Source organism: Parasphingorhabdus sp. (genome assembly GCF_039982415.1).
In the GTDB taxonomy this organism is placed as follows: domain Bacteria; phylum Pseudomonadota; class Alphaproteobacteria; order Sphingomonadales; family Sphingomonadaceae; genus Parasphingorhabdus.
In genome coordinates this window covers 22,860-45,285 of record NZ_JBDWYL010000008.1, presented here as the reverse complement: position 1 = coordinate 45,285, position 22,426 = coordinate 22,860, and the positions used below count along the sequence as shown (strand labels likewise).

At 51.6% G+C, this 22,426-nt stretch carries 23 protein-coding genes; 12 read left to right on the top strand and 11 right to left on the bottom strand.

Annotation, left to right across the window (positions count from 1 at the left end):
* Positions 1-82: 82 nt before the first annotated feature.
* Positions 83-622, bottom strand: coding sequence for a 16S rRNA (guanine(966)-N(2))-methyltransferase RsmD (rsmD, locus tag ABJU74_RS12780; RefSeq protein ID WP_348384649.1), 540 nt, complete (start codon positions 620-622; stop codon positions 83-85).
* Positions 622-1,437, bottom strand: coding sequence for a pseudouridine synthase (locus ABJU74_RS12775; protein ID WP_348384648.1), 816 nt, complete (start codon positions 1,435-1,437; stop codon positions 622-624). The genes rsmD and ABJU74_RS12775 overlap by 1 nt, the downstream gene beginning before the upstream one ends.
* A 99-nt stretch (positions 1,438-1,536) precedes the next feature.
* On the opposite strand from ABJU74_RS12775, the gene ABJU74_RS12770 reads away from it, so the two are divergent.
* Together ABJU74_RS12770 and ABJU74_RS12765 are read left to right on the top strand one after the other, a co-directional pair.
* Positions 1,537-2,322 (top strand): DUF1223 domain-containing protein, encoded by a 786-nt coding sequence (locus ABJU74_RS12770; protein WP_348384647.1) that lies wholly within the window; start codon positions 1,537-1,539, stop codon positions 2,320-2,322.
* Between the two features lie 96 nt (positions 2,323-2,418).
* Positions 2,419-3,729 carry an MFS transporter gene (locus ABJU74_RS12765; protein WP_348384927.1) on the top strand — a complete coding sequence of 437 codons (1,311 nt, stop codon included), beginning with the start codon at positions 2,419-2,421 and terminating at the stop codon, positions 3,727-3,729.
* 106 nt (positions 3,730-3,835) lie between these two features.
* Here the strand turns inward: ABJU74_RS12765 and ABJU74_RS12760 are convergent, their stop codons facing one another.
* The 8 genes from ABJU74_RS12760 to purB all read right to left on the bottom strand — a co-directional run bounded on the left by ABJU74_RS12760 (position 3,836) and on the right by purB (position 11,438).
* Positions 3,836-5,158, bottom strand: a complete 1,323-nt coding sequence (locus ABJU74_RS12760) for a folylpolyglutamate synthase/dihydrofolate synthase family protein (RefSeq protein ID WP_348384646.1) — start codon at positions 5,156-5,158, stop codon at positions 3,836-3,838.
* A 16-nt stretch (positions 5,159-5,174) separates the two neighbouring features.
* Positions 5,175-6,029: an acetyl-CoA carboxylase, carboxyltransferase subunit beta gene (gene accD, locus ABJU74_RS12755; RefSeq protein WP_348384645.1), complete on the bottom strand. Its 855-nt coding sequence runs from the start codon at positions 6,027-6,029 to the stop codon at positions 5,175-5,177.
* A gap of 20 nt (positions 6,030-6,049) precedes the next feature.
* Entirely contained in the window at positions 6,050-6,838 is a 789-nt protein-coding gene (trpA, locus tag ABJU74_RS12750) for a tryptophan synthase subunit alpha (RefSeq protein ID WP_348384644.1), read from the bottom strand.
* 259 nt (positions 6,839-7,097) lie between these two features.
* Positions 7,098-8,339, bottom strand: a complete 1,242-nt coding sequence (gene trpB, locus ABJU74_RS12745) for a tryptophan synthase subunit beta (RefSeq protein WP_348384643.1) — start codon at positions 8,337-8,339, stop codon at positions 7,098-7,100.
* Entirely contained in the window at positions 8,323-8,970 is a 648-nt protein-coding gene (locus ABJU74_RS12740; RefSeq protein WP_348384642.1) for a phosphoribosylanthranilate isomerase, read from the bottom strand. The genes trpB and ABJU74_RS12740 overlap by 17 nt, the downstream gene beginning before the upstream one ends.
* 3 nt (positions 8,971-8,973) lie before the next feature.
* Positions 8,974-9,648, bottom strand: coding sequence for an orotidine-5'-phosphate decarboxylase (gene pyrF / locus ABJU74_RS12735; protein WP_348384641.1), 675 nt, complete (start codon positions 9,646-9,648; stop codon positions 8,974-8,976).
* Complete coding sequence (locus tag ABJU74_RS12730) at positions 9,645-10,046, bottom strand: hypothetical protein (RefSeq protein ID WP_348384640.1); 402 nt, start codon at positions 10,044-10,046, stop codon at positions 9,645-9,647. The genes pyrF and ABJU74_RS12730 overlap by 4 nt, the downstream gene beginning before the upstream one ends.
* Positions 10,047-10,136: 90 nt before the next feature.
* Positions 10,137-11,438 (bottom strand): adenylosuccinate lyase, encoded by a 1,302-nt coding sequence (gene purB, locus ABJU74_RS12725; RefSeq protein ID WP_348384639.1) that lies wholly within the window; start codon positions 11,436-11,438, stop codon positions 10,137-10,139.
* A gap of 138 nt (positions 11,439-11,576) precedes the next feature.
* Here purB and ABJU74_RS12720 point away from each other — a divergent pair, with 138 nt between their 5' ends.
* Both ABJU74_RS12720 and ABJU74_RS12715 read left to right on the top strand, forming a co-directional pair.
* Positions 11,577-12,677: an ATP-dependent 6-phosphofructokinase gene (locus ABJU74_RS12720; RefSeq protein WP_348384638.1), complete on the top strand. Its 1,101-nt coding sequence runs from the start codon at positions 11,577-11,579 to the stop codon at positions 12,675-12,677.
* Positions 12,678-12,738: 61 nt separating this feature from the next.
* Positions 12,739-14,901 (top strand): FAD-dependent oxidoreductase, encoded by a 2,163-nt coding sequence (locus ABJU74_RS12715; protein ID WP_348384637.1) that lies wholly within the window; start codon positions 12,739-12,741, stop codon positions 14,899-14,901.
* A gap of 8 nt (positions 14,902-14,909) precedes the next feature.
* On the opposite strand, the gene radC is transcribed toward ABJU74_RS12715, so the two are convergent.
* Positions 14,910-15,743: a DNA repair protein RadC gene (gene radC, locus ABJU74_RS12710; RefSeq protein WP_348384636.1), complete on the bottom strand. Its 834-nt coding sequence runs from the start codon at positions 15,741-15,743 to the stop codon at positions 14,910-14,912.
* Between the two features lie 42 nt (positions 15,744-15,785).
* Here radC and ABJU74_RS12705 point away from each other — a divergent pair, with 42 nt between their 5' ends.
* The 8 genes from ABJU74_RS12705 to ABJU74_RS12670 all read left to right on the top strand — a co-directional run bounded on the left by ABJU74_RS12705 (position 15,786) and on the right by ABJU74_RS12670 (position 22,397).
* A complete protein-coding gene (locus ABJU74_RS12705; protein ID WP_348384635.1) occupies positions 15,786-18,971 on the top strand; it encodes a YdbH domain-containing protein in 3,186 nt (1,061 codons plus the stop codon).
* Between the two features lie 46 nt (positions 18,972-19,017).
* Positions 19,018-19,215, top strand: coding sequence for a YnbE family lipoprotein (locus ABJU74_RS12700; RefSeq protein ID WP_348384926.1), 198 nt, complete (start codon positions 19,018-19,020; stop codon positions 19,213-19,215).
* Positions 19,215-19,610 (top strand): YdbL family protein, encoded by a 396-nt coding sequence (locus tag ABJU74_RS12695; protein WP_348384634.1) that lies wholly within the window; start codon positions 19,215-19,217, stop codon positions 19,608-19,610. Before ABJU74_RS12700 ends, ABJU74_RS12695 begins: the two co-directional genes overlap by 1 nt.
* 236 nt (positions 19,611-19,846) lie before the next feature.
* Complete coding sequence (locus tag ABJU74_RS12690) at positions 19,847-20,161, top strand: AtpZ/AtpI family protein (RefSeq protein ID WP_348384633.1); 315 nt, start codon at positions 19,847-19,849, stop codon at positions 20,159-20,161.
* A 36-nt stretch (positions 20,162-20,197) separates the two neighbouring features.
* Positions 20,198-20,980, top strand: coding sequence for a F0F1 ATP synthase subunit A (locus ABJU74_RS12685; protein ID WP_348384632.1), 783 nt, complete (start codon positions 20,198-20,200; stop codon positions 20,978-20,980).
* A 51-nt stretch (positions 20,981-21,031) separates the two neighbouring features.
* Positions 21,032-21,259: a F0F1 ATP synthase subunit C gene (locus ABJU74_RS12680; RefSeq protein ID WP_108809819.1), complete on the top strand. Its 228-nt coding sequence runs from the start codon at positions 21,032-21,034 to the stop codon at positions 21,257-21,259.
* A 72-nt stretch (positions 21,260-21,331) separates the two neighbouring features.
* The gene (locus tag ABJU74_RS12675; RefSeq protein WP_348384631.1) at positions 21,332-21,826 is read left to right on the top strand and encodes an ATPase; all 495 of its coding nucleotides are present in this window, start codon (positions 21,332-21,334) and stop codon (positions 21,824-21,826) included.
* Positions 21,819-22,397 (top strand): F0F1 ATP synthase subunit B, encoded by a 579-nt coding sequence (locus ABJU74_RS12670; protein ID WP_348384630.1) that lies wholly within the window; start codon positions 21,819-21,821, stop codon positions 22,395-22,397. The genes ABJU74_RS12675 and ABJU74_RS12670 overlap by 8 nt, the downstream gene beginning before the upstream one ends.
* Positions 22,398-22,426: the final 29 nt, after the last annotated feature.

The following is a 22,426-nucleotide window of genomic DNA, read 5'->3' as shown; positions in this document are numbered from 1 at the left end:
AGCCAAACGGCCGATCGAGGGCTGCTATTGGTCTCTGAGACCAGTCAGAGCTGATTGCAAGACCTTGGCAAAGCGCCAATATTTATGAGGCAGGGCGGATAAAGTGTAACCGGGCTTTGCCACTGTCGCGCACAGTGTCCAGCGCGAAACCTTTGACCGCCACTTCTTCTTGCCGCGCGGTTTCGATGACAATCCAGCTCGTGGGCGCAAACCAACCCAGTCGGCCAAGTTTCGACAAGGCGACGGCGCCAGCCCCCGTTCCATAAGGCGGATCCATCAGGATGACGTCATAGGCCTGTCTGGCCGGGCCTAGCCCCAATACCGAGCCGATGCGGATATCGGCTTTTGCGCCTAGCGTTTCGACATTTTTCTCCAACGCTTTCAAGGCGTTCAAATCTTGTTCGACAAAAGTGCAGGATGCCGCGCCGCGCGACAGGGCTTCCAAACCCAAAGCGCCCGATCCAGAAAATAAGTCCAATATGTTGAGATCGGCGAAATCGCCAATGCGGCTGGTCAGCATGGAAAATAGCCGTTCGCGGGTACGATCGGCAGTCGGCCGGGTCGTATCACCTTTCGGGGCGACGATTTTTCGTCCCCGCCATTCACCCGCAATAATCCGCATTATTTTAAGGTCTTTCTGAACTTGACCAAATCGTGACGCCGGACGGCTTCAATTTCACCCTTCGCCAGATCGCCCAATTTAAACGGGCCATAGCGGGTGCGGATGAGCCGCGATACTTTGAGGCCCAGATGCTCAAGCACGCGCCGGACTTCGCGGTTCTTACCTTCAGTCAGGGTCATTTCAATCCACTGATTACGCCCGGTGCGGCGTTCCAAATTGGCCTCGATCGGACCATAGTGCATGCCTTCCACGGTGACGCCGCGATATAGCTCTTCCAACTGATTTTGAGTAACATCACCGAACGTCCGCGCGCGATAGGTTCGTTCCACGCCGGTTTTCGGCAATTCCATCTCGCGCTTAAACTCACCATCTGTGGTCATGAGCAGCAAACCTTCGGTATTGAGATCGAGCCGGCCGATGGGCATCACGCGTTCCAAATCATCAGGGAGAACATCATAGATGGTTTTTCGGCCATCTTTGTCGCGTTCTGCCGTGATATAGCCATTGGGCTTGTGGAACCGGAATAATTTGGTCGGAGAGGGTTCCGCCACTGGATTTCCGTCAACCGTTATACCGGTCAGGTTCTTCAGCAATAACGAGGGATGTTCGACAGTTGCGCCATTGAGCGCAATGCGTTGCTCACCGATCATGCGTTCGATTTCGCGGCGGGAGGCGACACCCGCTCGGGCGAGTAATTTTGCAATGCGCTGCCCTTCACGGCGCTCCGGCTCTGCCGGTGCAGGTTTGGCTGAAGTCTGTTTGACTCCGCGGGTCGGTTTGGCCTTGTAGATTTTTCTTGATTCTCTGTCGGTCATGATGGTCCGCATGGCGCAAAAAAAACTTTGTCGCAATCTGTAACCGAATGGACTGGGTTTCCGAATGACCAGATAGTTACTTAATCGGAAGGTGTCACGATGCGTTATATAATATTGCCAGCAATGATTGCAGCCACTGCATTTGCAGGCTTTATGGGCGCCCAAATCGCCCAGTCATCCAGTGGCTCCTCCGCACAAGTAGCGACACCCGCGAATAATTTTGACGATGCGACGATTTCCCCTACTCCGACCGTTGTTGAACTTTTCACCAGTCAGGGATGCTCTTCCTGTCCCCCTGCAGATATGCTGGCCTCACGGCTTGCAAAAGATAGCTCCCTGCTGGTGATTTCGCGGCCTGTTACCTATTGGGACCGTTTGGGCTGGAAAGATACTTTGGCGCGAGAGCAAAATACGCGATTGCAACGGACATATGCCAGAAAAGGCAAAGTCGGTTCCGGTGTCTACACTCCACAAATTGTGGTCAATGGTGGAGGCGGAGCCGTCGGTTCTCGCGAAGGCGACGTACGCTCGCTGGTCCGACTGGCCAAAAATAACAGCGGACCACTTATCGAAACCAATATTGATGAAAATGGCTTTACGACGGTCACCATATCCGGGCAATCGCGCTATATGGCTGGTGTAGCCCTGCTGGCGCTCAGTTCATCGGAAACTGTCAGCGTGGGCCGAGGTGAAAATGGCGGCCGGAAATTACATTATACCAATGTGGTCAAAGCCGAACGTAACTTAGGCAGTTGGGACGGCAGTTCAACGCAATTTACACTCTCGCACAATGACTTGAACATTCCCGGCGCTGATAAATACGCGATTATTGTTCAACGCCCGGGTGCCGGAGTGATTGTGGGCGCCAAATTGCTCGAAATATAAGCGGAACAGAAAAATCTAACTGGCTTTCGAGCCATTTGCCGCTAGTGTTTCTCTCAGTGTGAGGGAGAGTATGGCGTGAGTGGACAGACAGCCGATATGGGATGGCGCAAAAATTTACCAAAGGGCGTCAGGCCCTATAGTGAAGCGGCGCCTTTGGCCGCCTTCTTCTTGGGAATTTCATCGGCTTTGCCATTGACGATGATAGCCGCCACGCTAACGACGCGATTGGCTCAAGCTGGCATTGAAAAATCAACGGTTACAGCCTTCGCTTTGACCTTTTTAGCTTATAATTTCAAATGGTTATGGGCACCTATCATTGATGTTGTGAAACTGCCGTTGATTGGCCGTATGGGGCAACGCTTATCTTGGCTGATACTTACTGCCGCATTGGCCATGGGCGCCATTATCTATTTGGGGTCACTTGATCCCAAGGCTGATATTGTCGCCGTTGCGGTGGCGGCGATCATGGTGGGTGTTGCGGGGGCAACATTTGATGTCGTGATTGATGCTTATCGCATCGAATTGCTCGAACCCGAACAATTGGGTGTCGGCTCTGGTATGTCGCAATATGGCTGGCGTATTGGCGCGGCATCGGCCGGGGCAGTTGCATTGGTCATCGCCGCCCGCAGCAATTGGGCGATCGCCTATTATGTTTGCTCGCTTTTTGCCTTGTTTGCCGTGATTGTCGGATTGATTATGCGGGAGCCCGCGCGGCGTCAGGAGCCGCAGCCTTTAAAAGGGCCGATACAAGCTGCACTCGCTTATGTGAGCCCATTGGTGGAATTTTTCAAACGTTCGGGTGCACCGGTCGTGCTGCTTTTTGTGCTGGTTCACAAAATTGGTGACACATTGGCTAATTTGACCTTTCGTCTCTTGTTCGAGGATTTGGGTTTCACCAATGACGAGATTGCTTTTTATGATGTCAGTCTCGGATTTGTTGCTTTTTTGGTGGGGATATTTGTAGGCGGTATCGTCTATTCTCGATTGGGCATGAAAAAAGCCGTGATGCTCAGTCTCGTTCTTATGGCGGTCAGTAACCTCTCATTTGCAGGCTTAGCGGCAAGCGGTCACAATAATTGGGCTATGGCCGCGGCCATTGGTTTTGAGAATTTCGCCAGCGGTATTGGCGGTGTGGCAGTCGTTGCTTATCTGTCCGCGCTTTGTAACCTCAGCTTTACAGCAACCCAATTTGCCTTGTTGTCAGCCGCAGCGAGTATTCTTGGCCGTTTTCTAACCGGAACCACGGCTGGCTCGCTAATTGAATGGATGGGTTATGTGAACTTCTATCTATTGACTACATTGGCAGCGTTCCCGGGCGTAATCATGTTTTGGTTGATGATCAAATCCGGATTGGTCGATCGGTCATTGGGTACGGCAGGTACCGAACATGCAACGGAAGAGAGCTAGTTCCGGAAAGAACCGAGCCGGTCTTCTTGCGCTTCGTATTGTTGGCAGTTTCGCCTTTTGCGCCTAGAATTGAGGATGATTCGTAAGCGCAACCCGCGATCGTTTTTCAGTCCGGCAACTGCCGATTAGCCTCCAGAATCGTACCCGCCAGGTATAAAGACCCAGCGATCAGAACCGTTTGGGGGCGGCGTTTGGCTAGGGCCTTTAATGCGTGTTCGCTGTCAGGGGCCTGACAAACGGGCACATTGCTCTTCGTAAAACTCGCCATATCATGGGCATCGTGACCCTCAACCGGCACCACGGTGATGCTGGCAATTTTCCGTGCAAGTGGCCTGATAATCGCGGCTGGATTTTTGTTGGCGAGCATGCCGATGACGAGATGGATGGAATCGTCTATATTGTCCTTAAAATGATTTGCCAAAGCTTCGCCGGCATTTTCATTATGCCCGCCATCCAGCCAAGTCTGCGTGTCTTTGGAGAGGATGTTCTGCAACGGTCCGGGTGATAATCTTTGCAATCGCGCTGGCCATTTGACCCAACCCATGGCGGCTCGATAGGCGGCATCGGAAATTTCAATCTTATTTTGATGGCGTAACATTGCGATGGCCAGCGCCGCATTGTCCAATTGATGCGCGCCCGGCAAAGCCGGCAGGGGCAATGCCAGTTTACCTTGGTCATCGCGGTAATGCAGCTGATCATCATAAATGGCCGCGTCCCATTTTTTACCGCGCGGATAGTGACGGGCCTTCACACTTGCCGCATGATCGGCAATCGCAGCCACCATATTGTCGCGATATTTTTGGGTAAGCAAGGGAATTTCGGATTTTGCAATGCCCGCTTTTTCCCATGCAATGCGTACCATTGGATTGGCCGGGGCGCCCTCCTCGGGAGAAAGTAGAAAGGCTTCATGGTCGATACCGAGCGCGGTAATCCCGGTGACGGTAGGAGCTGGCACAATATTTGTGGCATCCAACCGGCCGCCCAGACCCACCTCCAAAACACAGGCATCCGCTGGCGTTTCGGCAAAGGCGAGCATCGCCGCAGCGGTTGTGGCCTCAAAAAAGCTCGGATTAATATCTGCGCTGGCGTCAAGTATCCGCGCCAGCAAAGCTGCCAGATAATCATCTGCGATCAATTCTCCGGCGAGCCGTATCCGTTCGTTAAACCTGACCAAATGCGGACTGGAATAGACATGCGCCATTAGGCCCTCTGCCTCTATGGCTGCACGCAAAAACGCGCAGGTTGATCCTTTGCCATTAGTCCCGGCAACATGAAAAACCGGCGGCAGCTGAAGATGGGGATTGCCAATGCGCTCCATGATGGCGCTGATCCGCTCTAGGCCCAGCACATCGCGTCCTGGGGACAAAAGAGAGAGCCGATCCAGTTGTTTTTGAACCGCCGGATGATCGGAACGTGCGCCGTCTGCCATGAACGCTACAGCTGGACTAAGCCGCTGTTTTCCAAGCCATGAGATAGCCCATAACGCGTGCCAGTTCTGCGCGCAGTTCCTTGCGGTGGACCACCATATCAATCATGCCGTGATCCAATAGATATTCGGCGGTCTGAAAGCCTTCGGGCAATTTCTCTCTGATGGTGTTTTCGATGACCCGCTGACCGGCAAAACCGATTAAAGCGCCGGGTTCAGAAATCTGTACATCACCGAGCATGGCGTAGCTGGCGGTAACCCCGCCGGTGGTTGGGTCGGTTAACACAACAATGAAAGGCAGCCCCGCTTCGCGCAACATGGATATTGCTACGGTGGTTTTGGGCATTTGCATCAAGGATAAAATCCCTTCTTGCATGCGCGCGCCGCCAGCAGCGGTGAAGATAATATAGGGGCATTGTTCTTCCAACGCCTGATTGGCGCCGTCAACAAAGGCTTGGCCCACGGCAAGCCCCATCGACCCACCCATGAAAGCAAAATCTTGCACGCCGACAACGCAGGGAATCGTCTCAATCGTTCCAGTGACGGTGATCAAAGCATCCTGTTCTTCAGTCTTGGCCCGCGCCGCTTTCAATCGGTCGGTATATTTTTTCTGGTCTTTGAATTTCAACGGATCTTCTTTGACCGTCGCAGATGGTAGAATTTTCCAGCTATTCTCGTCCATGATTTGGGCAAAGCGGACCATCGGGCCAATACGTCCGTGATGTTCGCATTTCGGACAGATATGCTTATTGTCCTCAAATTCCTTGAGGAACACCATGGCTTCGCAGTTTTTGCATTTGTGCCAGAGATTATCCGGTGTTTCTTTTTTGGTGATCGAAGCGATCTTGTTACGGACATTGCTAAGCCAAGACATGCGTCAATTCCTCAGGTTTTTTAGCGTGCGCTTCTGATAGCATCAGAAAGTGATTTTACATAGTCTTTGACATGCGGCGCGGCGCTGGAACCGTGTTCAGCGATAATCTCGACAATTGCAGAGCCAACCACAACGCCATCGGCAACGCGGGCGATATCAGCCGCTTGTTCTGGCGTGCGGACACCAAAGCCCACAGCGACGGGAAGGTCGGTACCCGCTTTCAGCCGTGCGACCGCTTCTTCGATGCTGGCCTGTGCCGCTTGCTGTAGTCCTGTAATACCGGCCACGGAGACATAATAGAGAAAGCCTGAGGCGTTGCTCAGGATTTCCGGTAGCCGTTCAGCATCGGTCGTCGGCGTGGCGAGACGGATCACGGCAACATCCTTGGCGCGCAGCGCGTCGCCCAAGCTGTCATCTTCTTCTACCGGAATATCAACGCAGATCACGCCATCAACGCGCGCATCAACACAAGCATCGGCAAACCAGTCGGCCCCGCGGATGGTCATCGGATTGGCATAGCCCATCAGGACAAGCGGCACGGTCGGATGGCGTTCGCGAAAGGTTGTCGCGATGTTCAATATGTCCGCTGTCTTTGTGCCAGCGCTAAGGCTACGGATATTGGCGGCCTGAATGGCAGGACCATCGGCCATGGGATCGGTGAACGGCATGCCGAGTTCGATGATATCCGCTCCGCCTTCGACCAGGGCGTCGAGTATTGCGCCAGTGTCTGCGGCGGTTGGATCGCCACCGGTTACGAAGGCGACAAGTGCCGCGCGGTCGGTTGGGAAGGCAGAGGAAAGGCGGGTCATCTAACAACTTTCAAGGCTATCCACAAAAGTAACGAAAAACCGAGGATGAAAAACACAATGCTCGCATGTCCCCAAATCGCTATTTCTTGTGGTATCGGTCCACAATCAGCAAAACAATAAACTGGTGCTCCAGATTCTTCTCTCGCGCTTGCCAGCTCCTCTGTCACTTTCCACCAATTCAAACTGTTGTGATACACTTCCCGAAGTATGATACCCGCTATCAACAGAGGCATTGCGAGCAGTGCCCGCCAATCTATTTTCATATCTCTGTTCCCAATGCCTCGGCGACGGTGAAAATATCCTTGTCGCCGCGCCCGCAGAGATTGGCGAGAATGATCTGATCCTGATCCATCTTCACGGCTTCGCGCGCCACAGCTGCAATCGCATGGCTTGGTTCCAAGGCCGGGATAATCCCCTCCGTGCCGCAGAGTAGTTGGAACGCCTCTAGCGCTTCTGTGTCGGTCACGCTGTCATAACGCACCCTGCCGGATTCTTTCAGCCAGCTATGTTCAGGCCCAATGCCAGGATAGTCGAGGCCAGCGCTGATCGAATGGGCTTCGTCAATCTGTCCGTCTTCGTCCTGCAGCAAATAGGTTTTGTTACCGTGCAAAATACCGGGCTTGCCGCCCGCTAGTGACGCGGCATGTTGCTTGTTCAAGCCATGGCCCGCCGCCTCTACACCGAGCATATCAACGTCAGGATCATCAAGGAAGGGATGGAATAGACCAATGGCGTTGGAACCACCGCCAATTGCCGCCACCAAAAGATCGGGTAGGCGTCCGGTGCGCTCGAGTAGCTGTTCGCGCGCTTCGCGGCCGATCACGCTTTGGAAATCGCGCACCAGCTCTGGATAGGGATGGGGGCCAGCGGCCGTGCCGATAATGTAGAATGTATCGTGCACATTGGCGACCCAATCGCGCAAAGCATCATTCATCGCGTCTTTCAGCGTAGCCGATCCGCTGGTCACTGGAACAACCTCTGCGCCAAGCAGCCGCATCCGGAAAATATTCGGCTTCTGCCGCTCAATATCAGTAGCGCCCATATAGATGACACAGGGTAGGCCAAAACGGGCGCAAACCGTAGCGGTGGCCACGCCATGCTGACCGGCCCCGGTTTCAGCGATGATCCGGGTCTTGCCCATGCGCTTGGCGAGCAATATCTGGCCGATGCAATTGTTGATCTTGTGCGCACCGGTATGGTTTAGTTCATCGCGCTTGAACCAGATTTGCGCGCCTTTGCCTTCGGGCGCGTCTTTTCGGATGTGATCGGTCAGGCGTTCAGCAAAATAGAGCGGACTAGGGCGGCCGACATAATGTTCAAGCAGATCGTCAAATTCTTCCGCAAAAGCTGGGTCGGCTTGTGCTGCGCGATAATGCTTCTCCAGATCAAGGATGAGCGGCATCAGCGTCTCGGCAACATAGCGCCCACCAAACTGACCAAAATGGCCGCGTTCATCGGGTTGATTGCGGAAGCTGTTCGAAAGTTTATCGTGTTTCGTCATAGGTGCGAACCGCTTGGCAAAAGGCAGCGATTCTGTCCACATCTTTGACACCCGGCGCGGATTCAACGCCGGATGAGACGTCGACGAGCGGCGGCTGGGTTGCCGTCATGGCCTCAGCGATATTGTCAGCATCCAACCCGCCGGCGAGACCCCAAGGGATAAGGTGCTGATGACCTTCGAGAACCGACCAATCAAATCGTGTACCGGTTCCACCTGGCAATGATTTGGCGGGCGCATCAAACAGAAGGCGGCTTGCAGCGCCTTCGAAACGGCTGCTTTTCTGAAGCGTATCTTTGTCCCTCAAGCCGAGCGCTTTCCAGATCGGAAGGTCGGCTTGATCGCGCACCAATGCAATCCAATCCGGGGTTTCGCTCCCGTGAAATTGCAATATGTCAGGCTTGACCACATTAATTGCCTGACCGGTTAGTTTGGGATCTGCATTGACCAGCAACAAAACAATTTTCAGCGAATCCGGTGCAAAGGCGCGCAATTCAGCGGCACGGTCCAAGGATACATGCCGCGGACTTTTCGGGAAGTGGACCAAGCCAATATAGTCGGCTCCCGCCGCAGCGGCAGCGGCAATGCTATCTTCCGTGGAAAGTCCACAAATTTTTATCTCTGTCTTGTCCATTTTTTATAAAGTGGCTTCGATTGCGCGGGCCGCTGCATTGGGATTTTCGGCCGCGGTTATTGGGCGACCGATGACCAATATGCTGGCGCCATTATCCCGCGCCGCACGCGGCGTAACGGTGCGTTTTTGGTCCCCTGCTTTGCCATTGGCTGGACGCAATCCTGGCACCACGAAATAGCCGTCTTTCCAGTTTTTATGTGCCGCTGCAATTTCATTCCCCGAACAGACGATTCCATCCAGTCCAGCTTCGGCTGAGAGATTTGCCAAACGTTCCACTTGCTCATGCGGTGTGCCTTGATAACCAATTTTGGTCATATCCCGCTCGTCCAGCGAAGTCAGCAGCGTGACGCCAACGACTTTGGTGTGGCTTCCGGCTGCAGCCTTGGCATCTTCCATCATCGCCCGCCCGCCCGAGGCGTGAATTGTCACAATAGCGGGTTCAAGAACATTAATGGCTTGCATTGCCTTGGCGACAGTATTGGGGATATCGTGCATTTTCAAATCGAGGAAGATTGGCAGGCCGATTTTCTGAATTTCATGAACTCCATGATGGCCATTGGCACAAAAAAATTCGAGACCCAGCTTGAGGCCGCCGACATGCCCTTTGACGGCACGGGCAAGCGCAATGGCATTGTCGAGTATGGGTGTGTCCAAGGCAACAAATATGGGATTGCTCATAAGCCTGTTGCCTTGTCATCCTTGGCGGTGATTGATGTGACGGCTGGCGCCGGTTCCGCAATTTGTTCCTTGTCCAGATCAAGCGGCCCGGGCTTTTCTGGTGTTGCTGTTGGGTTCGTTGAGGGGGCAGGTGATTGCGCTGAGGTTGGTGCGGGGGCCGGGCGCGCTGCCGCTTCAAGTGTTTTAATCCGCCGATTCAAGCGCCATTTGGATGTCCGATGAATGAGCCACAAAGGGAAGAAGCCCAGCAAAAATGCTCCAATGACCAAGACTGGTAATTTTGTATCGATGCGAACATCTTCCCAGATTAATACTGAAGTGGGTGACCAGTTATTGACTGCAAAAACCACCAAGATAATCGCCAAAATGACCCAGAATAATGTTTTTATAAACTGCATATGGTACCTTCGAAAACGAAACTGCGTTCATATTACGCTTAAAAGCGATCAGTGGCCAGACTTGTTACCGAATAGGGTTAAACAGTGTCTTTAATCACCAAAGACGCGCGCGAAAATCGTATCGATATGCTTGAAATGATAGTCCAGATTGAAACGGTCTTCGAGCTGTTCGTCGGTCATTTTCGCACTGACGTCCGGATCCGCCTTAAGCAAGTCAAGTAAGGCAATCTCGCCATCAGACTCCCAAACTTTCATGGCGTTTCTTTGGACAATCCGGTAGCTATCTTCCCGGCTAATCCCCGCTTGCGTCAAGCCGAGCAAAACCCGCTGCGAATGGACCAGGCCGCCCATGCGATCGAGGTTTTTTTGCATCCGTTCCGGGTAAATGAGCAATTTTTCGATAACACCGGTGAGGCGCACCAAAGCAAAGTCGAGAGTGATTGTCGCATCAGGACCGATCATCCGTTCAACCGAACTGTGCGAGATGTCACGTTCGTGCCATAGCGCAACATTTTCCATTGCAGGCAGAGCGTAACTGCGGACCATACGCGCTAATCCCGTCAGATTTTCGGTTAGAATGGGATTGCGTTTATGAGGCATGGCGCTGGACCCTTTTTGACCCGGCGAAAAATATTCCTCTGCTTCCAATACTTCCGTGCGCTGCAAATGTCTTATTTCAACAGCCAGCCTTTCCACTGACGATGCAATTACTGCTAACGTTGCAAAATATTGAGCATGGCGATCGCGAGGGATCACCTGGGTCGACACTGGCTCAATTTCCAATCCCATTTTTTCTGCGACATGCGCTTCCACTTTGGGATCAATATTGGCGAAAGTCCCGACCGCACCGGAAATGGCGCATGTCGCAATTTCTTTTCGAGCCAGCACCAACCGTTCTCGGTTGCGTTCAAACTCGGCATAGGCTTGTGCGAGTTTCATGCCAAAGGTCACTGGTTCTCCATGAATACCATGGCTACGGCCGATCGTGGGAGTGAGCTTATGTTCGAAAGCCCGTTTTTTGATGGCGGCAAGCAGCTTGTCCATATCGGCGAGCAAGATATCGGTTGCTCGGGTCAATTGAACGGCAACACACGTGTCCAAAACATCGCTGGATGTCATGCCCTGGTGCATGAAGCGGGCTTCCTCACCGACATTTTCTGCAACATTGGTTAGAAAGGCGATAACATCATGTTTGACTTCGCGCTCAATTTCATCAATGCGCGCCACATCAAATTTGCCTTTGGCCCAAATGGCCGCTGCCGCTTCCTTGGGAACAACACCCAATTCGGCCAAAGCATCCGTCGCATGAGCTTCAATTTCAAACCAAATCTGAAATTTGGATTCAGGCTCCCAAACGGCAACCATTTCGGGGCGGGAATAGCGCGGTATCATTTTTTTCTTTCCTTGAAACTGAAAAAGCTGGTTTACTCCAGCCTTTGTGTATTCTGTGATTTGCGGACCCGCTAGCAGCTAGATAATGAGTCGGCAATGTGTCGTTCAATCTATAGCATGGTCGACAGGGAGAAGATGATGCGTGTGGCAGTATTAACCGGCGGCGGCGATGTGCCAGGGCTCAATCCTTGTATTCGATCTATCGCTATGTCCGCACGCCAGCGCGGCTGGGATGTCATCGGGTTAAAACGGGGATGGGAAGGGGTATTGGAAACCGACCCATCCGATCCCTGGTCGCTGGAAAATGCGGCTATGGTGCTGGACAAAGATACGGTGCGCGGCATTGATCGCCAAGGCGGTACGATTTTGCATAGCTCGCGATGTGATCCCAGGAATACCGCGCAAGGGGATCAAACCCAAAAAGTACTGGATATATTGGATGCACTGAGAATCGACGCGTTGATTACAATGGGTGGCGATGGGACACTGCGCTTTTCTGCCCATCTTGCCAGTCTTGGACGCACCGTCATTTCGATACCAAAAACAATGGATAATGATGTCTTTGGGACGGATTACTGTATCGGATTTTCAACCGCCGTGACGCGATCGGTGGCCGCCATTAATGCTTTGCGGACCACCGTGGCGAGCCATGAGCGGATCGCCGTGATCGAGCTTTTTGGTCGGCGATCTGGGGAAACCGCATTATTATCCGGATTTCTTTCGCAAGCCGATCGCACTGTCATTGCGGAAGTGCCAGCGGATATGGATGTCTTGCTCCCGCTTCTCTTGTCGGACAAGCAGAACAATCCGGAAAGCTATGCCATATGCTTGGTTTCAGAAGGGGCAAAACTATCCGGAGCCGGTGAGGATGATGCGGAACTCAGCAAATCCAATACGCATCGCATTGGTGTGAATATTGGGACGCAGTTGGCGCGGGAAATTGAATCCCGATCATCCGAACGAACCATTGTCCAAGAGCTGGCCTATTTGATGCGCGCCGGGGAACCCGATGCTATGGATCGCATGGTCGGTTTTGCTTTTGGCGCGCTAGCCGTGCAACTTATCGAAGAGGGCCGCAGTTCCAATATGGTCTGCTTGACCAACGGTAAATATGGTGTGGTACCAATTGGCACCTTGCTAGACGGCACGAAAGGCGTGAATGTCTCTGGCTTATATGATGCGGGAGAATATCGCGCGAATTTGGTTCAAATTGAAGATATGCCGATGTTTCTTTATTAGTTGTCACAGCCGACATGACATTGGATATAGATCGAAATAAAACGGGTTTAGGGGATCATAGATGAATGCTGATCAAGCGATATTGCAAGAAGAACGTCTGTCCCCGTTTTTGAGAATAACATTGCGTATCTGGACCAAGACCTATCGGTCCATCATCGGATTGATCAGTCCCTTTTTTGATATATTGGTTCGGATATTTGTAGCCCAAGCCATTTTCAGATCAGGCATTGTTAAACTCTCGGATTGGGATACCGCCCTTAGTCTTGCACGCTTTGAATATCCCGTGTCTTGGATGGCGCCAGAAACAGCGGCTTTGATTGGCGTTTTGATCGAGATTATCGCTCCCATTTTGTTGCTGTTTGGTCTGTTTACGCGCGGCGCGGCTTTTGCGATTTTGACCTTATTGGCGGTGAGCCAAATTGAATATGTCGCGACCGATCTCAATCTCTGGCTTATTGCGATTTTGGGCTGGTATGTTTTGCGCGGCGCTGGAGGATTTTCTCTGGATCGCGCCTTGGCGGGCGGTCTGGGCGGCAGCGCCTTGCCATTTGCTCGGCCGGCCATGCAATTTCTCGATTTTCTTACGACCATCATCGCGCCAATTTGGTTGCTGATCATTCGTCTCTGGCTAGCGGTAACCCTATTGGCTGTAGCGGGCGCGATTGGAATGTCCGGCCCGGAAAACTTCCTCCCGGTAAAAACATTTGCCGGAATGCATGCAGGCGTTGCGATCGGACTGGCTATTTTGCTTGTCTTGGGCCTGTTCATACCATTGGCCGCATTGGCTATGATCCTTATTCTCAGCACATTGGCGGTGATGGGACTGCATCCCGATCTCACATCTTATCCTATGCTGTTACTCGGTATTTTGGTCTTTTTTGGTGCCGGATTTTTATCGGTCGATCGGGCCATTTCAGCATGGCTAGAGGCAAATATATTATTTGATCGAAAATATGAGGATGTACCGGATCATTGGCCGCATATTGTCGTCGTTGGTGCTGGGTTTGGCGGATTGGCATGTGTCAATAAATTGAAAAACCTGCCCGTGCGGATAACTCTGATTGATCGGCACAATTATCATTTGTTCCAACCCTTATTATATCAAATTGCCACCGCCGCCTTATCTCCAGCTGATGTTGCAACACCGATCCGGGGATTGTTTCGCAATGATGGAAATGTTCGCGTTTTATTGGGTGAAGTCAGCGCAATTGACACAGCGGAAAATGCTTTGACCTATGGTCAAAATCAATTGACTTACGATCATTTGGTGTTGGCCACCGGCGCGTCGCATAGCTATTTTGGCAAGGATGAATGGGCGCCGTTTGCGCCAGGACTTAAAACCATAGAAGATGGTGTCTCGGTGAGAGCCCATGTCTTGCGCGCATTTGAACGCGCAGAATCGTCGAATGACCCAAAACGCGTTAAACGGTTACTGACCTTTGTTATTGTTGGCGCAGGGCCGACCGGTGTGGAATTGGCGGGCGCTATAGCCGAGCTTGCTCATCAAGGACTGAAAGATGAGTTTAGCCGCATTGATCCGGCGCAAGCTCAGATTATTCTGGTACAATCTGGGGAGCGGATATTGCCAGCCTTTCCTGAAGAGCTTTCCGCACATGCCGCGCAATCGCTCGCCGATTTGGGCGTTGATATAAGGCTAAAATCGCGGGTTACCGATATTGCGGCTGACCGCGTTCAAATTGGCGAAGATATGGAAATCGCAACGGAAACGGTGCTTTGGGCGGCCGGTGTGATCGCCTCTCCCGCTGGTAAATGGCTGGAAGCGGAAACAGACCGGGCAGGGCGGGTCAGCGTCGATGAGCATATGCGCGTTGCCGGCTATGACCATATTTTTGCAATAGGCGATACGGCGGGCAGCAATGCGTGGGATGGCAATCCGGTTCCGGGGCTCGCGCCGGCAGCAAAACAGGCGGGAGTCTACGTAGCCAGCTATATTCAAAAGCAATTAATGGAGAGCGAACAGATTGCGCCCTTTGCCTATAAACACCAAGGCAGCCTCGCCACTATTGGTCGCAAAAGTGCGGTCGCGGATTTTGGCTTTATGAAATTGCATGGCGCTATTGCCTGGTGGCTGTGGGGCGCTGTTCATGTCGGTTTTCTCTCGGGTGTCCGCAACCGGATATCGGTGTTGGTCAATTGGATTTGGTCTTATTTTACCCTGCAACTCGGCATAAGATTGATCACCGGCAAGGATAGCGGGGCTTGAACCGAAGGTTACAGCAATCCTTTTGAACGTAGAGAAAAGCAGCCATCATTCCCGATGATAAGATGGTCGTGCAATGTGATGCCGAGGCTGCGGGCGGCGGCGCCAATTTTTTTGGTGATGGCAATGTCTTCGCGGCTGGGCGCGCTCTCGCCATGCGGGTGATTATGAACCAAAATGAGCGCGGCAGAGCCCAGATCCAGAGCACGTTTGATGATCTTCCGGGGATATAATGCGGCGTGATCAACTGATCCTTCGCTGACGATTTCATCTTTGATCAAATAGTTTTTGCTGTTGAGATGCAAGATGCGAACGCGTTCATGCGCCAGATAGGCCATATCGGCACGAAGATAGTCCAACAAAGCGGGCCAGCTGGTGAGCATGGGCTGGCAGCGGACGGGCTGCGCGATCAAGTGCAAGCAGGCCGTGTGAATGGCTTTTAACAATGCTGTATTGGCTCGGCTCATTCCGGAATTCGCTTGGATTGCTTCACCATCGGCGGACAGCAGTTCGGCCAGCCCACCAAATTTCCCGATGAGCCTGCTGGCAAGCAATCTCGTGTCTGAATGGGGAGAGACAATTGCGAGAAAATATTGGAGCAAATCATGATCTCGCAACAATTGCCCGTTTCCAGTGATTAACTGTTCCGTGATCATGGTCTGATCGATATTTTGATCGGGATTGGAAGGATGTGCCGGTGCCGCTGGGGCGTTTCTGTTATTGTCCATGAACCGCAAATACCAATTTGCTATGCGTTGGGCACAGGAAACAGGATGAAAGCCTTTGATATGGCCGAAAATGTCGATCTCAAATAATTTGGCGTAAAAACTATGCAATCGGTGCACTTGTACATTGCAACTTAAGCTAGACTTCTGCATTTCAGCGAAATGGAGGAAGAACGCGACCAAGGCCCGATCGGGCGCAGATTTAGTCCATGGCTGTTGGTCTATGTTATTCTGTTTCTGCTCCTTATCGGCTTTATCATCATATGGTTCAGTCGCATTTCGATCGCGGACAATTTTGTTCGCTCGGAACTGGATCAATTGGAAATTGAAGCCAGTTATCAAATTGAAGATATTGGTTTTCGCAAACAGATTATCCGCAATCTCGTTATTGGCGATCCCGATGCTCCCGATCTGACCGCAGATCGCGTCGAAATCGGTAATAGTCTTGGCACCGACGGCGCTGGGATTAATTGGGTCTTGGCGCGAGGCGTCAAAGCCTATGGCCGTTTGGAAAACGGGAAATTATCCTTTGGCGCGCTCGATAAATTTGCCGACCCCAATGATGACAGTCCATTGGCATTGCCAGATATTGCGTTGGTGCTCGAAAAGACGCAGCTGAGAATCGACAGCGATTATGGCGCTTTTGGTCTGAGTCTGCACGGCAGCGGCAATCTGCATGATGGCTTTTCCGGTGAAATGGGGGCTCTTGGAGATCAGCTTGAATTGGCCGGATGCACCGCTACCCGGCCCAGCTATTTCGGAACAATCGCAATAAAGGACAGAAAGCCAGAATTATCAGGTCCGCTTCGTTTGCCATCGCTTGCATGCCCGGACTTGCAATTTTCGCTGCAGGATGTGGGTGTCCAACTCGCCGTCATTCTTGGACAAGATTTTACCAGCTGGTCCGGAGATGCAGGCGTTTCGGGAGGTCCGCTGCGCTATGGTGACTATCGCTCTCAAAAATTGGAATCCACCCTGGCCTTTACCGGCGACCTGGAACGCAGCAGCGGCAATGTGGATCTTGTCGCCAATAGTATCCAGACACCTTTTGGCGCTGCAAAATCAGCAAAAATCAATGGACCGTTTCAATTTGGCTATGGTGACGATCCGGTCACCGCCCGGTTTGAAGGACAACCGGAAGTCCGATCGGCCAGTTTTTCCGCCGATCTTTTAAGCCAAGCCTCTGGCCTCGCAATGTCCACCCGAGAAACACCGCTTGGGCCGATTACGCAAAAACTTGCGAAGGCTGTCAAACAGGCGGGTGCCTCCATCGATTTCGTCAGTGCCTTGCGGTTTGATATGGCGGCATCGGGAACCAAGTTGGCGGTAGATAATTTGATTGTTTCTTCTCGCTCCGGTGGCAGAATGGAGCTGGATGATGCCATTCTGCTCAATTTTGTGGACGGCGATGTAAAAATGCTCGCGGAAGGGGATTTATTGCTCAATGGTGGCGGCTTTCCCGATGCGCGCATCAACTTGAATGATGGCAGCCTGGCCCGCGGATTTGCCGGTAATATCGAAATTGCCGCTTATCAATCCGGGACCGCAAAAATAAACATCCCCTCGTTGAATTTTTCACCTTCGGCCGGTGGCGGTACTGATCTGGACGGTCGGATTCTCTTGTCTGGTCCCTTGCCAGATGGCCAATTGACGGGACTGCAAATTCCGCTTGATGGACGTATCGGCAGCGGAGGATCATTTTCTCTGTTCCGCAAATGTGTCGATGTAGAATTTGCTAGCCTTCGTGCTGCGACTTTCCTATTCGGACCGACACGCACTCAACTATGTCCGGATGGCAATAATGCCATCGTCTCCAACAGCGGAAGCCAGCTGAGAATTGAAGCAAAACTACCCTCTTTCAGTCTGGATGGTCGCTTGGGGGATTCGCCTCTTTCGCTATCGAGCGGGGCATTGGCCCTGTCTTTAGCCAACGGGTTTGTCGGCAAAGACCTCTCGTTGAGATTGGGTACGGAAGACAATCTCACGCAATTTGATATTGCACAGGTCAATGCCGTTTTTGGATCAGTGATTAGCGGGAAATTATCCGGAGCCAATGGTCAGATCGCAAGCGTGCCGTTGTTGCTCGAAAATGTTGAAGGAGACTGGCGCTATCAAAATGGCGAATTTTCAGCCGATAGCAAATTACGCGTGCGCGATGAGCAGCAAGTGGAGCGTTTCCGGCCGTTAATCAGCGATGATATCAAATTGCGTTTCGCCAATGGGGTGGTCACGGCTAACGGCCAGTTGCGAGAGCCCACGACACTGCGATCAATCGCGAATCTCGATATTGTGCATTCGTTGGACAACAGCACTGGTGAGGCGCTTTTAGATGTTTCGGCATTGACCTTTGATGACCAATTACAACCGGAACTGCTCACTCCGCTTACTTTAGGGGTGATCGCAAATGTTGACGGCACTGTGACCGGTTCTGGGAAAATCAATTGGGATGACAATAGCGATGGCATTCGCAGCACCGGGGTTTTCCGAACGGAATCAATCAATTTGGCGGCGGCATTCGGTCCGGTTACTGGACTTTCAGGTGAGATTAAATTTTCAGATTTATTGGGTCTGGTGACAGAAACTGGGCAATTGGTCCGCATGGCGGAGGTCAATCCGGGTGTCGCTGCGTTCAATGGGCAGCTTTTTTACAGACTTTTACCAGATTATAAAATGCAAGTGGAAGGCGGGCAATGGCCTTTTGCCGGCGGTATGCTCTATTTGGAACCTACAATTCTCGATTTAGGAGAAGAAGCGGAACGGCGATTGGAATTTACCGTTGTCGGAGTCGACGCAGCCCAATTTCTGACGCAATTTGACTTTGAGAATTTGAGCGCCACGGGCGTATTCGATGGAAAACTACCGATGGTTTTTGATCAAAATGGCGGGCGCATTGCCGGAGGATATCTCATTGCCCGCAAGGGCGGCGGGTCGCTCGCCTATATTGGAGAATTATCTTATGAAGATATGGGAGCCTTCGCAAACTTCGCCTTTAATGCGTTGAAATCATTGAGATATGAGCAGTTAACAATCGGGATGGATGGGGCGATAGACGGTGAGATAATTACCGAGGTGAAGTTTGCCGGCCTGCAACAAGGCGATGATGCCAGCACAAACTTCATCACCAAGCAATTGGCTAAAATCCCTTTAGAATTTAATGTACGCATACAGGCGCCTTTCATGCAGTTAATGAGCAGTGCAAAGGCCTTTTACGAACCGGAAATATTGGTCGGGCAAAATTTGCCGGCGCTGTTAAGGGCGCAGGAAGAGCGGGCATCGGAAGCCGCCAAAATGTTGCAAAACAATTCTGAATCATCTGTTCAGCCACGGGAAAGCGATAATGAGCCATAAGAGAAGCCGATTGACGGATGCATTTGGAAATGCGATTCGACCAATCATGAAAAGAGGGAAGACAACCAGCCTCATATTGGGGGTCACCTTGGGGCTCAATGCCGTTCTGGCAGCATGCGTGCAGGTTTCTGCGCCAGACAAACCCATCGTGATCAACTTGAATATCAATATTAAACAAGAAGTCGTTTATCGGCTGGATAGTGACGCAAAAGATTTGATTAACAGTGAAGCGGAGATTTTCTGATGTTTGAGTTTATACGGAAAAATAAGGCGACTGCCGTTGTTGGCGGCCTGGCTTTGACCGCAATTTTAGCAACCCCTGTGTTGGCGCAGCGTGACCCCGCTTACGCGGCCGCACGCGCTTCTGGTGCAATTGGTGAGAAACCAGATGGCTATTTGGGTTATGTTTCCTCACCTTCCGCATCGACTAAAGCGCTGGTTGAGGATCTTAACATTAAGCGCAAAGCTGCTTACACCCGAAAAGCACAGGAAACCAATTCAACGGTGGAACAATTTGCATTCACATCCGGATGCAATTTGATCATGCGAACGGTTGCTGGTGAAAAATATCAGTCTCCTGATGGTTCCTGGCAAACCAGATCGTCAGCAGCGCCCGCTCGCGACACACGGTGTCCATAAGAGTTTGTGACCACCCATAATCCAAGGCGGGCGTGCTGCTCTAAACAGCGCGCCCGTTTTCTTTTAAATTACTGATATTTGATCGAATTTTCTGCAGTGCAGCATGGCTGTTGACTTGACGCACCCGCTTTTCTAAACGGACGCGGTTAGCGGGACTGCTCGCTGTCGTGAGTAGAACCAATTTAATCAGCTTTTCTGCTGATTTTTGTTAGTTTTTCAAAGAATCACGACAGAGAATGGATCCGGTAAATCTGATGGACGATGATGCTAAGATAGAGGCGCTAAAAAAGCGGATCGATCAGGCAACATCAGAAGAAGCGGTCCGATCGGGCACAACCCAAAAAGGGGTCGATGATAATTATCGACTTGGAAACAGGGTTTTGGCGGATTTGATTGCGGGCATTGGTGGCGGTGCTTTGGTCGGCTGGGTGCTTGATCAATTTATCGGAACCGCGCCTTGGCTTTTTTTGATATTCCTGTTTTTGGGGATCATCGTGGCATTCAGGAATATTATTAAACTCTCGAACGAGAGCGCAAAGAAGCATAAATGACTTTTGCGCATCGTTTAGAAAACAGGGGTCCCTTGCGTGGCGACTGAAGAAGGTAAAATCGATCCAATGTACCAATTTGAGGTACAGACGATTTTGGAAGGCTTTTCACTAGGCGGGCAGCAGATTGCGTTTACCAATAGCGCGGTCTGGATGCTGGTAGCAGTCGCTGGCCTGTGGGTATTCATGCTGGGCGGTATGAAGCGAGAATTGGTTCCTGGTCGCTGGCAGATGATGGTTGAAGGCTTTACAGGCTTTATCGACAATATGATGGAGGCCAATATCGGTCCCGCTGGCCGCAAATATGCGCCTTACGTGTTTTCCCTATTCATGTTTATCCTGTTTTCGAACATTTTCGGCCTGCTCCCGGTAGGCGTCTTGGGATTACATCCCTTTACCGTTACGAGCCATCTTACCGTGACCGGCGTATTGGCGATCATGAGTTTCTCAATCGTGCTGATTGTTGGTTTTGCCAAACATAAGCTTCATTTCTTTTCGCTGTTCATCCCGCACGGGACGCCGCTTCCGATGATACCTTTCATTTTCATCGTTGAGCTATTGTCCTTTCTGGTTCGTCCTTTCAGCCTCGCACTGCGTCTTTTTGTCGCAATGACCGCGGGTCATATCTTGCTAAAAGTTCTAGCTGGTTTTGTGATCAACAGTACCAACGCTGGTGCAAGTTATGGCGTACTAGTGGGTATTCCAAGTTTTGCGCTGATGATTGGTATCAGCGCTCTCGAATTGCTGGTGGCGGTTGTGCAGGCCTATGTCTTTGCATTGCTGACATCGCTTTACATAAATGATGCAGAAAACCTGCATTGATTTGAAACAAGACTTTTTTCTAAACGATATTTTTGAACAGGAGTAACTAACATGGACGCAGAAGCAGCAAAATTATTGGGCGCAGGTCTGGCAGCAATTGGTGCCGGTGTAGCCGCCGTAGGTGTGGGTAACGTATTCGGAAGCTTCTTGGAAAGCGCACTGCGCAATCCATCCGCTGCTGACGGTCAACAGGGCCGTTTGTTCATCGGCTTTGCGGCTGCTGAGCTTTTGGGTCTGCTGGCATTTGTTGTCGCAATGATCCTGATTTTCGTTGCCTAAAATATGATATGAAACCGGCGGGGTGGCAGAAACGCCGCTCCGCTGTTTCAAACTATTGGAGCCTTTGGTTCAATGCCACAAATAGATCAAATTGCCGCAACATATGGATCCCAGATATTTTGGCTATTGCTGACGTTCGGGTTCACCTTTTTTGTTATCGGTTTGGGCATGTTTCCAAAAATCCAGGGCACGGTTGATGCCCGGGACAAGCGGATTGCCGACGATCTGGAAGCCGCGCGTGCGGCAAATGTCAAAGCCGATGAGTTGGAAGAAAATTACCGACTCAAAATGGAAAATGATCGCAGCGCGGCTCAAGCCTTGGTTGAAGCCGGTAAGGACAAAGCCAATGCCGCTGCGGAGAAACGCAAAACCAAAGCCAATGCTGATATTGCTGCGAAAATTACCGCGGCAGAAGCGGATATTAGGGCGCGGACCAGCGAAGCCTTGAAAGAGATTGAAGGCGTCTCGGCGGAAGTGGCACAAGATATGGTGGCGAAGATATCCGGTGCCAAAGTGACCAAAGCTGCGGCATTGAAAGAAACAAAGGCGGCATTGAAACATGGTTGATTATGTGAATCTAACAGCTGTTGCAGCGGATGTCGCAATTTTGGCTTCGGGTGCCGGTGAAGAGCATGTCACGCCATCTGTGTTTGGCATTTTTAACGCTACCGTGTTTGTTTCCCTGTCTATGCTGGTCGTTGTCGGGATTGTGCTGTGGAAAAAAGTACCTGCGGCTATTGGCGCGTCCTTGGACAAAAAAATCGCCGACATTCGCGAGCAACTGGATGAAGCGAAAAAATTGCGGGCGGAATCTGAAGAACTTCGCGCAAAATATGAATCGCGTCTTCGCGCAGCAGATGATGAGGCAGCAGAGATTTTGTCGCAGGCCGAAAGCGAAGCGGAACAAGTGGTTGCTGATGCTAAGAAAGCCACCACGGAGTTAATCGCTCGGCGCAAAAAAATGGCCGAAGATAAAATCGCTGCGGCGGAACGCTCTGCCATTGCGGAAGTCCGAGCACAAGCGGTCGGCGCTGCGACATTAGCGGCACAGAACCTGATTGCTGCAAAACATGATGCGGCCGCAGATAAAGGCCTTGTCGACAAGACGATTAAAGACCTGGGCGCCAAGCTCAACTAATTTATCGGCCGTTTGCGTGGATTAGACGC